12 protein-coding genes are annotated in these 12,399 nt (G+C 71.2%); 8 read left to right on the forward strand and 4 right to left on the reverse strand.

What is annotated here, in order from left to right:
• Window positions 1–130: 130 nt before the first annotated feature.
• From ACFVSL_RS15970 to ACFVSL_RS15985, 4 genes are all read left to right on the forward strand, one after another.
• Window positions 131–1,345 (forward strand): PotD/PotF family extracellular solute-binding protein, encoded by a 1,215-nt coding sequence (locus ACFVSL_RS15970; protein WP_386941961.1) that lies wholly within the window; start codon window positions 131–133, stop codon window positions 1,343–1,345.
• Window positions 1,346–1,347: 2 nt separating this feature from the next.
• A complete protein-coding gene (locus ACFVSL_RS15975) occupies window positions 1,348–2,547 on the forward strand; it encodes an ABC transporter ATP-binding protein (RefSeq protein WP_386941962.1) in 1,200 nt (399 codons plus the stop codon).
• A 2-nt stretch (window positions 2,548–2,549) separates the two neighbouring features.
• Window positions 2,550–3,461, forward strand: a complete 912-nt coding sequence (locus ACFVSL_RS15980) for an ABC transporter permease (protein ID WP_386941963.1) — start codon at window positions 2,550–2,552, stop codon at window positions 3,459–3,461.
• A 113-nt stretch (window positions 3,462–3,574) separates the two neighbouring features.
• Window positions 3,575–4,357: an ABC transporter permease gene (locus ACFVSL_RS15985; RefSeq protein ID WP_386942154.1), complete on the forward strand. Its 783-nt coding sequence runs from the start codon at window positions 3,575–3,577 to the stop codon at window positions 4,355–4,357.
• 81 nt (window positions 4,358–4,438) lie between these two features.
• Here ACFVSL_RS15985 and ACFVSL_RS15990 read toward each other — a convergent pair whose 3' ends face one another.
• Complete coding sequence (locus tag ACFVSL_RS15990) at window positions 4,439–5,428, reverse strand: asparaginase (RefSeq protein WP_386941964.1); 990 nt, start codon at window positions 5,426–5,428, stop codon at window positions 4,439–4,441.
• Between the two features lie 3 nt (window positions 5,429–5,431).
• Window positions 5,432–6,805, reverse strand: a complete 1,374-nt coding sequence (gene gabT, locus ACFVSL_RS15995) for a 4-aminobutyrate--2-oxoglutarate transaminase (RefSeq protein ID WP_386941965.1) — start codon at window positions 6,803–6,805, stop codon at window positions 5,432–5,434.
• A 125-nt stretch (window positions 6,806–6,930) separates the two neighbouring features.
• On the opposite strand from gabT, the gene ACFVSL_RS16000 reads away from it, so the two are divergent.
• Window positions 6,931–7,413, forward strand: coding sequence for an OsmC family protein (locus tag ACFVSL_RS16000; protein WP_386941966.1), 483 nt, complete (start codon window positions 6,931–6,933; stop codon window positions 7,411–7,413).
• 1 nt (window position 7,414) lies between these two features.
• Here the strand turns inward: ACFVSL_RS16000 and ACFVSL_RS16005 are convergent, their stop codons facing one another.
• On the reverse strand, window positions 7,415–8,356 hold the full coding sequence (locus tag ACFVSL_RS16005) for a hypothetical protein (protein WP_386941967.1): 942 nt from the start codon (window positions 8,354–8,356) through the stop codon (window positions 7,415–7,417).
• Window positions 8,357–8,402: 46 nt separating this feature from the next.
• Window positions 8,403–9,164, reverse strand: coding sequence for a lysophospholipid acyltransferase family protein (locus ACFVSL_RS16010; RefSeq protein WP_386941968.1), 762 nt, complete (start codon window positions 9,162–9,164; stop codon window positions 8,403–8,405).
• A gap of 85 nt (window positions 9,165–9,249) precedes the next feature.
• Here ACFVSL_RS16010 and ACFVSL_RS16015 point away from each other — a divergent pair, with 85 nt between their 5' ends.
• The 3 genes from ACFVSL_RS16015 to ACFVSL_RS16025 are packed head-to-tail and all read left to right on the forward strand — an operon-like array spanning window position 9,250 to window position 12,397.
• Entirely contained in the window at window positions 9,250–9,894 is a 645-nt protein-coding gene (locus ACFVSL_RS16015; protein WP_386941969.1) for a 4'-phosphopantetheinyl transferase family protein, read from the forward strand.
• Window positions 9,895–9,931: 37 nt separating this feature from the next.
• Window positions 9,932–11,026 (forward strand): 1-deoxy-D-xylulose-5-phosphate reductoisomerase, encoded by a 1,095-nt coding sequence (gene dxr / locus ACFVSL_RS16020; RefSeq protein ID WP_386941970.1) that lies wholly within the window; start codon window positions 9,932–9,934, stop codon window positions 11,024–11,026.
• Between the two features lie 45 nt (window positions 11,027–11,071).
• The gene (locus tag ACFVSL_RS16025; protein WP_386941971.1) at window positions 11,072–12,397 is read left to right on the forward strand and encodes a M50 family metallopeptidase; all 1,326 of its coding nucleotides are present in this window, start codon (window positions 11,072–11,074) and stop codon (window positions 12,395–12,397) included.
• Window positions 12,398–12,399 lie beyond the last annotated feature (2 nt).

A 12,399-nucleotide genomic window follows, 5' to 3' on the forward strand; every position in this document is an offset into this window, starting at 1 on the left:
ATTGGAAACGGAATCCGTACAGATCGTTCCGAGAAATTAACGATTCGGACATCAATTGGTGCGTTGATGCCATGCAGTGTGTCAGTATCTTCCCACCCCGCATGCGCTTGCAACCGAAATGGAGTCCCTCGTGAGCACACGGCCCCTGCCCCAAGACCCGATGATCCGCTCGCTGATCGCACAGGCGCGCCAGTCGCAGCTGAATCGTCGCACGCTCCTCGCCGGCGCCGGTGCCGGCGCGACCGCGCTCGCGCTCGCCGCATGCTCCACCGGCGGCGGCCAGGCGAAGCCGACCCCCGCGGCCGACAAGTCCGCCACCGACAAGACCCTGAACTGGGCCAACTGGGCCGCGTACATCGACGAGGACGACGACGGCAACTACCCCACGCTCGTCCGGTTCACCGAGGAGACCGGCATCGAGGTCAACTACGAGGTCGCCGTCGACGACAACAACACCTACTACGGCAAGGTCAAGGACCAGCTCGCCCTCGGCAAGGACATCGGCGCCGACACGGTCTGCCTCACCGACTGGATGGTCGGCCGCTGGATCCGCTTCGGCTACACGCAGGAGCTGGACCACGACAACATCCCGAACCTCGCGAACCTCACTCCCGCGCTCGCCGACCCCGACTTCGACCCCGGCCGCAAGTTCTCGGTGCCGTGGCAGGGCGGCTTCGCCGGCATCGCCTGGAACAAGGAGGCCATCCCCGGCGGCCTCACCAGCGTCTCCGACCTCTGGGACTCCTCCCTCAAGGGGCGCGTCGGCGTGCTCTCCGAGATGCGCGACACGATGGGCTGCATCATGCTCGACATGGGCGTCGACATCACCGGCGACTGGGGCGACGAGGAGTACTCCGCCGCGATCGAGGTCCTGCGCCAGCAGGTCGAGGACGGCCAGGTCCGCAACATCAAGGGCAACTCGTACCTCGAAGACCTGAAGAGCGAAGACACCCTCGCCGCGATCGTGTGGTCGGGCGACATCACGGTGCTGAACGCCGAGGCCGGCGACAAGTGGGAGTTCGCGCTCCCGTCCGCGGGCGGCACGCTGTGGAACGACAACTTCCTCGTCCCCGTCGGCTCGACGCGCAAGACCAACGCCGAGACGCTCATCAACTACTACTACGAGCCCGAGGTCGCCGCCGAGGTCGCGGCGTGGGTGAACTACATCACCCCCGTCGTCGGCGCGAAGGAGGCCGCCACGGCCATGGATCCCGAGCTCGCCGAGAACCAGCTGATCTTCCCCAACGAGGAGACGCTGTCGCAGGCCCACATCTTCCGCACCCTCTCGGGCGCCGAGGAGCAGAAGTACCAGGCCGAGTTCCAGTCCATCCTGCTGGGGTCGTGACGGTGTCGATCCGAGAATTCGCCGAACGCGGCGCGGATCTCGAGCTCGTCGGCATCCAGAAGCGCTTCCCGGGGTTCACCGCGATCGAAGAGCTCGACCTCACCATCCCGGCGGGGTCGTTCTTCGCCCTGCTCGGCCCGTCGGGCTGCGGCAAGACGACCACGCTCCGGCTGGTCGCCGGCCTCGAGGAGCCCACGAAGGGCCGCATCCTCATCGGCGGCACCGACGTCACCTCGACGAAGGCGCACCAGCGTCCCGTCAACACGGTGTTCCAGAGCTACGCCCTCTTCCCGCACATGTCGATCCTCGAGAACGTGGGCTTCGGACTGAAGCGCCGGCACATCGCCGACGCCGAGGCGCGGGCGCACGAGGCGCTCCGGCTCGTCGAGCTCGACCACCTCGCGCAGCGCCGACCGGCCCAGCTCTCGGGCGGCCAGCAGCAGCGCGTCGCACTCGCCCGCGCGATCGTGAACCGGCCGGCGCTGCTGCTCCTCGACGAGCCGCTCGGCGCGCTCGACCTGAAGCTGCGCCGCCAGATGCAGCTCGAGCTGAAGTCGATCCAGGAGGAGGTCGGCCTGACCTTCCTCCACGTCACCCACGACCAGGAGGAGGCCATGACCATGGCCGACACCGTCGCGGTGATGAACAAGGGAGCGATCGAGCAGATGGGCGCCCCGGAAGAGCTCTACGAGCTGCCCCGCACGGCGTTCGTCGCGAACTTCCTCGGCCAGTCGAACCTCTTCACGGGCGAGATCGTCGGCACGACCGACACCGCGATCTCGGTCGACGTGCAGGGCACCCGGGTGGTCGTGCCGACGGCGCGCGCGGCGCGTCACCAGGGCGAGGTCACGATCGGCGTCCGCCCCGAGAAGGTGGCGCTCCGCCGCGAGGCGCCGGCCGCCACCTCCGAGCGCAACCTCATCGGCCCGGGCCGCGTCATCGACGTCTCGTTCTCTGGGGTGAGCACCCAGTACCTCGTCGCGGTTCCGGGCATCGGCACGCTCACGGTGTTCGCGCAGAACATCGGGTTCGGGCCGGTCGCGACCGAGGGGGCCGAGGTGTGGCTCAGCTGGGAGGTCGAGCACGGCTTCGGCCTCGAGGACGTGCCGAGCGAGACCGGCCGGTTCCCGGCCGACACCGACACCCGGTCGATCGCCGCCCAGCGGCGCGATGCGCTCGTCGCGGAGCTCGAGGAGCACTGACCATGGCCTTCGCAGCGTTCGCGACGGCGGAGGCGCAGCCGCAGGCACCCAGGAAGAAGAGCCGCATCGCGCTCTTCCTCCTGCTGCCCGGCATCCTCTACCTCGTGCTCTTCTTCCTGACGCCGCTGGTGTCGCTCGTGCTGACGTCGCTGCAGGCGCCGACCGAGTTCGGCGACATCGGCCAGTACAGCTACGCGTTCAACTGGCAGAACTACGTCGACGTCGTCGAGGCGTACTGGCCGCACATCCTGCGGTCGTTCGGCTACGCCCTCGCGGCGACGGTGCTCGCGCTCGCGTTCAGCTACCCGCTGGCGTACTTCATCGGCGTGAAGGCCCGGCGCTGGCCGCTCCTCCAGAGCCTGATGCTCGTGCTCGTGATCGCCCCGTTCTTCATCAGCTTCCTGCTGCGAACCCTCGCGTGGAAGCAGATCCTCTCGGACGAGTCGTTCATCATCACCTCGCTGAAGGCGCTGTCGCTGATGGCGCCCGACGCGCACTTCACGGGCACGCCGTTCGCGGTCATCTTCGGCCTGACGTACAACTTCATCCCGTTCATGACGCTGCCGCTGTACACGACGCTCGAGCGGCTCGACCTGCGCTACCTCGAGGCGGGCAGCGACCTCTATGCGAACCCGTTCACGGTATTCCGCAAGGTCACGATCCCGCTGTCGATGCCGGGCATCGTCGCGGGCACGCTGCTCACGTTCATCCCCGCCGCGGGCGACTACGTGAACGCGAGCCGCGACTTCCTCGGAGGCCCCGATACCCAGATGATGGGCAACGTGATCGAGGCGAACTTCCTCGTGCTGCTGAACTACCCGGCAGCGGCGGCGCTGTCGATCATCCTGATGTCCGCGATCCTCGTGCTCGTCGGCATCTACGTGAAGCGCTCCGGAACGGAGGACCTGCTGTGAGCGGAGAAGTCCAGGCGGCCGCCGTGCTCGGCGGCCTCAGCGAGAGCGAGCAGCTCGACGAGCAGCGTCCGGGCGGCAGGGTCCGTCCGCGCAGGCTCGGCCTCGGCGACTGGCTGCTGCCGGTGTACACCGTCATCGCGTTCGTGTTCCTGCTCATCCCGATCGCGTACACCTTCGTGTTCTCGTTCAACGACTCGATCAAGTCGAACATCGCCTGGCGCGGGTTCACCTTCGACAAGTGGCTGAACGTCTGCAACGTCGAGGGCGGCGCGGTGTGCCAGGCGTTCGGCAACAGCATCGTGATCGGCCTCGTCGCGACGGTCATCGCGACGACGCTCGGCACGATGATCGCGATCGCGATCGTGCGCTACCGGTTCCGGGCGCGCTCGGCGATCAGCCTCCTGCTGTTCCTGCCGATGGCGACCCCCGAGGTCGTGCTCGGTGCCGGGCTCGCGGCGCAGTTCCTCGCCGTCGGCGTCGCCAAGGACATGACGACGATCATCCTGGCGCACACGATGTTCTGCATCAGCTTCGTCGTGGTGACCGTGAAGGCGCGCGTGGCGAGCCTCGACCCGGCGCTCGAGGAGGCCGGGCGCGACCTCTACGGCACGCCCGCCCAGGTGTTCTGGCGGGTCACGTTCCCGCTGCTCATGCCGGGCATCCTCGCCGCGGCACTGCTGTCGTTCGCGTTGAGCTTCGATGACTTCATCATCACGAACTTCAACTCGGGCTCCGTGTCGACGTTCCCGAAGTACATCTACATCTCGGCGTCGCGCGGCATCCCCGCCGAGGCGAACGTCATCGCGTCCGCCGTGTTCCTCTTCGCCCTCGTGCTCGTCGTCGGCGCGCAGGTGTCGCGGGCGGCACGGGCGAAGCGACTCGCGAAGCTCAGCTGACCCGAACGGGTTTCGCACCGAGACGGATGCCTCGGCGGGAGCGATCCCGCCGAGGCATCCGTCGTTCGTGCGGTGGACCGCTCAGACCGTGGCGCGGATCTCCCCGACGCGGTGCTCTCCGCCCATGACCCAGAGGTCGAGCTCGGTCTGCACCGCATCGATCGCGGCGTCGTCGAGCGCGCCGGCCGCGGCGAGCAGGCGCAGCCCGATGATGGTCGAGGCGCGCGAGGAGCCGTCGAGCACCTTCAGGGCGGTCGTCGTGCCGTCGGGCGCCGACATCACCATGACCCCCTCCGCGCCGAACTTCGCGAAGACGCCGAGGCGGTCGATCGCGACGGTGTCGGGCTGGCCGGGACCGGCGACCGCCCAGCCGTGCTCGCGCGCGGCGGCGGTGAGCGCCGCGGACTCGCGGTACAGGGCGAAGGGCGAGCCGGCCTGCGCCGTCGTGATCTTGTGGATGCCGCGTGCGAGCGCCGTGAGCGTGATCGCGTGCACCGGGGCGCCGCAGCCGTCGATCGCCGAGGCGGCGGGGCGCTCGCCGGTGAGCCGCTCGAGCACGTCGAGGATGCGCTTCTGCAGCGGGTGCTCGGGGTCGAGGTAGCCCTCGACCGGCCACTCGTTCGCGACGCAGGCGTTCAGCATCGCCGCGTGCTTGCCCGAGCAGGTCATGTAGCCGCGGCGCTTCGGGCCGCCGCGGCGGATGAGCTCGTCGCGGGCGACGCGATCGCCGGGTGCCGTGGCGGGGCAGCCGAGCGCGGCGTCGGAGAGGCCGACGCGGCCGAGGAGGCCGTCGACGAGCGCGACGTGCGCGGCGGTGCCCGAGTGGCTCGCCATCGCGATCGCCGCGTCCTCGCCGCGCAGGGTGACGCCGCTCGTCATCACCGCGACCGCCTGGAAGGGCTTCAGGGCCGATCGCGGGAAGACGGGCGTCGCGACGTCGCCGAGCGCACGCACGACCTCGCCCTCGGGGGAGAGCACGACGGCGGAACCGGCGTGCCTGGACTCGATGAAACCACTTCGTTCGACCACTGCGAGCTGGACGGAGTCTTCGACGGAGAACGTCTCGGCCACGGCTCAGCCGAGGGCCGCGAGGCCGTCGTCGAGCACGCGCAGGCCGTCGTCGATGAGCTCGTCGCTCATCGCGAGGCTCGGCAGGAACCGCAGCACGTTGCCGTAGGTGCCGGCGCTGAGGAACAGGACGCCCTGCTGCGCGGCGTAGGCGACGAGCGCGGAGACGGCCTCGGGGTTCGGCGCCTTGGTCGTGCGGCCGGTGCCGGGCTGGACGAGCTCGATCGCGATCATCGCGCCCTTGCCGCGGATCTCGCCGATGACGTCGTAGCGTTCGGCGAGCCGCTCGAGCCCCGAGAGCAGCGCGGTCTCGATGCGCCGGCCCTCGGCGAGGAGGTCGTGCTCCTCGATGGACTCGAACACGGCGATCGCCGCAGCGCACGCCACGGGGTTGCCGCCGAAGGTGCCGCCGAGGCCGCCGGCGTGGGCGGCGTCCATGATCTCGGCGCGGCCGGTGACGGCCGCGAGCGGCAGGCCGCCGGCGATGCCCTTGGCGCTCAGCACGAGGTCGGGCTCCCACCCGAAGTGCTCGCTCGCGAAGAACTTGCCGGTGCGGGCGAAGCCCGACTGGATCTCGTCGGCGATCATGACGACGCCCTGCTCGGTGCACCAGGCCTGCAGCGTCGGCAGGAAGCCGTCGGCGGGCACCATGAAGCCGCCCTCGCCCTGGATGGGCTCGACGACCAGGCAGGCGAGGTCGCTCGCGCCGACGACCTTCTCGAGGTAGGCGATCGTGCGGGCCGCGGCGTCGACGCCCGAGAGGCCGTCGCGGTAGGGGTACGAGCTCGGCGCGTGGTAGACGTCGCCGGCGAAGGGGCCGAAGCCGGTGCCGTAGGGCATCGCCTTGTAGTTCATCGCCATCGTGAGGTTCGTGCGGCCGTGGTACGCGTGGTCGAGCACGGCGACGGCGCGACGGCCGGTGTGCTTGCGCGCGATCTTGACGCCGTTCTCGACGGCCTCGGCGCCCGAGTTCACGAGCACCGACTTCTTCTTCCAGTTGCCGGGCGTGTGCTCGGCGAGGAGCTCGGCGACGCGCACGTACTCCTCGTAGGGCGTCACGGTGAACAGGGTGTGGATCACGTCGCCGAGCTGCTCGGTCGCCGCCTGGACGACGCGCGCGTCGGTGTGGCCGATCGTGGTGACGCCGATGCCGGCGCCGAAGTCGATGAACTGATTGCCGTCGACGTCGACGAGGACGGCGCCGTTCGCGCGCTCGATGAAGACGGGCAGGGCGCTCGAGACGCCGCCCGAGACGACCTCGAGGCGTCTGGCCTGGAGCGCCTGGGACTTGGGGCCGGGAACGGCGGTGACGATCTTGCGCTCCTGCGGCACGGAGTACGCGGGCGCGGCGGGCCGGGCGGAAATCTGGGAGTCAGTCATGGTGCCTCCACCTTATCGCCGCCGGGCCCGTCGCCGCCGGGCCGCGGGCCCCCGAGAGCGGGCAGAATCGGAGGGTGCACGGTGCCGGGAACCGCTCGTCGCCGGCACCGAGGAGGAGGCTCGCGATGCTCGGCACGCACCACTACGAGGTCGCGATCGACTGGCAGGGCGATCAGGGCACGGGCACGAGCGGCTACCGCGACTACCGGCGCAGGCACGTCGTGCGTGCGGCGGGCAAGGAGCACGACATCGCGGGCTCGAGCGATCGCACCTTCCACGGCGATCGTGAGCGCTGGAACCCCGAGGAGCTGCTCCTCGCGGCGCTCGCGCAGTGCCACATGCTCTCGTACCTGCACGTCGCCACGAACCACGGCGTGATCGTGCGCGGGTACACCGACGCGCCGAGCGGCACCATGGTCGAGGACGGCCGCGGCGGCGGCGCGTTCACCGAGGTCGTGCTGCGCCCCACGGTCGTCGTCGCCGACGCCTCGATGGCCGGGCTCGCCGAGGAGCTCCACGCCGAGGCATCCGCGAAGTGCTTCATCGCCGCCTCGGTCGCGTTCCCGGTGCGCCACGAGGCGACCGTCGTCGTCCTCGGCGAGGACTGACTCACGCGCCCGGGCGGGCGGGGAGGGTCGGGCCGGGCGGGCAGGTGTGGCCGCCGACGAGCCGGCTGCACTCGGGCAGGAACCCGGGGTAGCGCTCGGACTGCGGGTCGCCGAACCAGCGGTGCCAGAGGCGCCAGAAGTTGAGGTTGCCGAACGCCGAGCAGTCGTCGCCGGTCTCGGGCGCGGCGAGCGTCGCCGCGCTCGGCTGGTACGGCGTGTAGTTGTAGAGGTTCGCCGTGGCCTGGTTGCGGATCGTCACCTTCGTCGCCCCGCACGCGGCGTCGGGATTGAACTGCACGTCGACGGCGCCGATGCGGTAGGTGCGCTTCGGCTCCTCGGTGTACTGCCGGAACTGCCAGGCCGCGTTGTACACCTGGTTGAAGAAGCCGAAGTACTTCGTGTCGCAGTCGGCGGTGTCGGGGCAGCCGTACCCCGTCGCCCGCAGGTAGCCCGACTCGCTGGGCCGGGTGAGCAGCGACTGCTCCTTCTGCAGGAGCACGAGCAGGGTGCGGGGGCTGATGCCGCAGGCCTCGGAGACCTTCTGGATGATGCGGCTCGCCCGTTCGCGCGTGCCGCCCTCGTAGGCGGCGCAGTGGCGACCGCCGACGGCGGGCTGCGACTCGGTCGTCTGCCGGTAGTCGGCGAGGCACGGCACGTCGTCGGCCGGTCGGCAGTCGAGGCCCTCGAGGAAGCGCTGGATCTCGGCGGCGTTCATGGCGCTCGCGTCGTAGAAGGCGTCGTCGCTGACGATCAGCCCCGGGTCGAACTCCTCGGTCGCGGAGGGGATCTCGAACTCGGGCGTCGGTGCGGAGCGCACCGCGGCGCCGCCCTGCCACTGCCCGCCCTCGGAGGCCGGATCGGGTGATCCGGTGGCGCAGGCGGCGAGGGCGAGGAGCGCGGCCGTCGCGAACGCGGCGGCGGCGGCGAGCTTCGCGGGAGTCATCGAAGCGACCATAGCGGGTGCCCCTCGGCGCCCGCTGGGAAGCGGGTCACACCCGCTCGCGCGGCACGACCTTGTCGGCGAGCCGGGCGAGCGCCCCCTGCGGCGGCACCTCGTTGTACTGCCCGGCGAGCTCCTGCCCGGTGAGGGCGTGGATCGCGGCCATGATCTCGTCGGTCGCCGCGCGGCGGGCGCGTCCGCTCGTGGCCGGGCCGTGGTGGCTGAGGTCGAGCGGCTCGCCGAACCGCACCGTGACGGGGCGCACCCGCGGCACCTTCGCGCCGATCGGCTGGATCTCCTGGGTGCCGACGAGGCCGACGGGCACGACCGTCGCGCCGGTCGTGAGGGCGAGCCAGGCCACGCCGGTGCGGCCGCGGTACAGGCGCCCGTCGGTCGAGCGGGTGCCCTCGGGGTAGAGGGCGAAGGCCTCCGACTGCTCGAGGATGCGACGGCCGGCCTCGAGCGCCTCCTGCGCCGCCGCGCCCGCGCCGCGCTCGACGGGCACGGCGCCGATCGCGCCGAAGAACGTGCGCGAGAGCCAGCCGGAGAACCCGGTGCCGGTGAAGTAGCTCGACTTCGCGAGGAACTGCACGGGTCGCGGGGAGGCGAGGGGGATCACGACGCTGTCGACGAACGACAGGTGGTTCGATGCGAGGATGACGGGTCCGCGCTTCGGGACGTTCTCGCGGCCGGTGATCGTGGGCCGGTAGACGAGGAGGGCGATCGGCTTCAGCATGCCGCGGAAGATGCGGTAGGCGGGTCCCCGCTTGACCGCGGGGGCGGGAACGGCGTCGGCCTCGATCTCACTCACCTTCCGACCCTACGAGCCCCGGTATGCGACGGGCGGAATATCCGCGGCCTGCCGCGGACGGGCCCGATGGGGGAGGATTGACGTCATGGATGCGGTCGTCGACGGCGAGATCGTCGAGTTGCCGGGCGGGGACGCCCGCGTGGTGACGGCGGCGCGCGGCCGACGCGGCCCCGGCCCCGGACCGGAGCTGCTGCTGCGGCGCCTGGTCGCCGCGGGGTCGGGCGTGCCGGCCGACGACGTCGAGCTCGTGCAGTCCTGCGAGACGTGCGGCGGCCGCCACGGGCGCCCGACCGTGGGCTATCCGACGACGCCGTCCGGAGCGCCCTGGTTCGTCGATGCGGGCGCCGCCGGCGAGCTCGTCGTCGCCGCGGCCGCGACGCGGCGACGGGTGGGCGTCGGCGTCGAGCTCGTGAGCGCCGCCGCCCTCGAGGGCGTCGACGAGGCGGCGCTCCACGCGAGCGAGCGGGCCGCGCTCGCCGCGCTCGACCCGCCTGAGCGGGCGCGGGCGCGGGCGATGCTGTGGGCGCGCAAGTCGGCGCTCCTGCGGGCGATCGGCCACACCGAGTTCACCGAGCCCTCGACCCTCGCGCTCACGATGCCCGGCGACGACGAGGGCATCGGACGCATCGAGCGCACCGTCCCCGAGTTCGGCCCGGGGTGGCGCGGCGTCCGGTTCCACGATCTCGCCGTGCCCGGCGCGGTCGTCGCCTCGGTCGCAGTGCTCGGCTGACCGGATGCCGCGGCGCTCCGCGCCATACAGTGGTCTCGTGCGCAACGTCATCATCCTCGGCTCATCCGGTTCGATCGGCACGCAGGCCCTCGACGTCATCCGTGCGAACCCGAGGCGGTTCGAGGTCGTCGGCCTCGCCGTCGGCTCGAACCGGGCCCTCCTCGACGAGCAGGCGGCGGAGTTCGGCGTCGAGCACACGGCCGTCGGCATCGACGAGGCCGTGCAGCTCGTGCAGAGCGTCGACGCCGACGTCGTGCTGAACGGCATCACGGGCTCCGTGGGGCTCGGCCCGACCCTCGCGACGCTCGAGCGCGGCACGACCCTCGCGCTCGCCAACAAGGAGTCGCTCATCGTCGGCGGCGACCTCGTCACCCGCCTGGCGAAGCCCGGGCAGATCGTGCCGGTCGACTCCGAGCACTCGGCGATCGCCCAGGCCCTCCGCTCCGGCACCGACGACGAGGTGCGCCGGCTCGTGCTGACCGCGTCGGGCGGGCCGTTCAGGGGTCGCAGCCGGGCCTCGCTCGAGGCCGTGACGCCCGCCGAGGCGCTCGCGCACCCCACCTGGGACATGGGGCTCGTCGTCACGACGAACTCGGCGACCCTCGTGAACAAGGGCCTCGAGGTCATCGAGGCGCACCTGCTCTTCGACGTCGACTACGACCGCATCGACGTCGTCGTGCACCCGCAGTCGATCGTGCACTCGATGGTCGAGTTCGTCGACGGCTCGACGATCGCCCAGGCGTCGCCGCCCGACATGCGGCTGCCGATCTCGCTCGGCCTCGACTGGCCGAACCGGGTCGCCGCCGCGGGCCGGCCGCTCGACTGGACGGGCGCGCAGAGCTGGACCTTCGAGCCGCTCGACGAGGCCGCATTCCCCGCGGTGGCGCTCGCCAAGCAGGTCGGCCGCGCGGGCGGCGAGTACCCCGCGGTGTTCAACGCCGCGAACGAGCAGGCTGTCGCCGCATTCCACGCGGGCCGGATCGGGTTCCTCGACATCGTCGACACGGTGCGCGACGTGGTCGAGCAGCACGAGGCATCCGGGGCCGTGACCCTCGAGACCCTCGCCGCGGCCGAGTCGGCCGCCCGTCGCGCCGCCGATGCGCGCATCGCCCGGCGCTCAGCCGATCGATAGCCGGCACCCAGCGGGCACCGAGCGAGCGGCAGTACGCTGTCCGACGTGGATTCCGTGCTCGCATTCGTGATCGGCGTCGCCATCATCGTGATCGGCCTCGCCGTCTCGATCGGCCTGCACGAGATCGGCCATCTCGTGCCCGCGAAGCTGTTCGGCGTCAAGGTCACGCAGTACATGATCGGCTTCGGCCCGACGATCTGGTCGCGCCGCAGGGGCGAGACCGAGTACGGGCTGAAGGCGATCCCGCTCGGCGGCTACATCGCGATGATCGGTATGTTCCCGCCGGCGAAGGGCGAGCGCGCCCACGAGGACTCGACGGGGTTCTTCCGCGGCCTCGTGCAGGATGCGCGCGACTCGAGCGCCGAGTCGATCGGCGCCGGCGACGAGGAGCGCGCGTTCTACCGGCTGCCGGTGTGGAAGCGCATCATCATCATGTTCGGCGGGCCGTTCATGAACCTGCTGCTCGCGGTCGTGCTCTTCGGCGTGCTGCTCATGGGCTTCGGCACGGCGCAGGCCTCGACGACGGTCGGCTCGGTCTCGGCGTGCGCGCTGCCGGCGACGAGCGAGCGCCAGACGTGCGAACCCGGCGATCCGGCCGCCCCCGGGGCCGCGGCCGGCATCGAGCCGGGCGACCGCATCGTCTCGGTCGCGGGGGAGCCCATCGACAGCTGGGCCGAGTCGACCGCGATCATCCGCGAGCACGCGGAGGAGCCCGTCGACTTCGTCGTCGTCCGCGACGGCGAGGAGGTCGCGCTCACGGTCACGCCGATGCTGAGCGAACGGTACGTGCTCGACGAGCAGGGCGTCGTCGTGACGGATGCCTCCGGCGAGCCGCGGACAGTGCAGGCCGGCTTCGTCGGCATCGCCGCCGCGACCGAGACCGTGCCGCAGCCCGTGACGGCGGTGCTCCCCGCGGTCGGGCAGCAGATCAGCGGCGTCACCGGCATCATCTTCAACCTCCCCCAGCGCATGGTCGACGTCGCGAACGCGGCCTTCGGCCCCGAGGAGCGCGACCCGAACGGCCCGATGTCGGTCGTCGGCGTCGGCCGCGTCGCCGGCGAGATCGCGAGCCTCGACGAGATCCCGCTCGCGTCGAAGGCCGCGAGCATGGTGGGTCTCCTCGCGGCGCTCAACGTCGCGCTGTTCGTGTTCAACCTCATCCCGCTGCTGCCGCTCGACGGCGGGCACATCGCGGGTGCGCTGTGGGAGGCGATCCGGCGCGGCGTCGCGAAGCTCTTCCGCCGCCCCGATCCGGGCCCCGTCGACCTCGCGAAGCTCATGCCGATCACGCTCGGCGTGGTCGTGATCTTCGGCGCGATGAGCGCGCTGCTCATCTACGCCGACATCGTGAAGCCGGTCTCGCTGCTCTGATG

Origin of the sequence: Agromyces sp. NPDC058064 (assembly GCF_042885275.1) — a bacterium.
In the GTDB taxonomy this organism is placed as follows: domain Bacteria; phylum Actinomycetota; class Actinomycetes; order Actinomycetales; family Microbacteriaceae; genus Agromyces.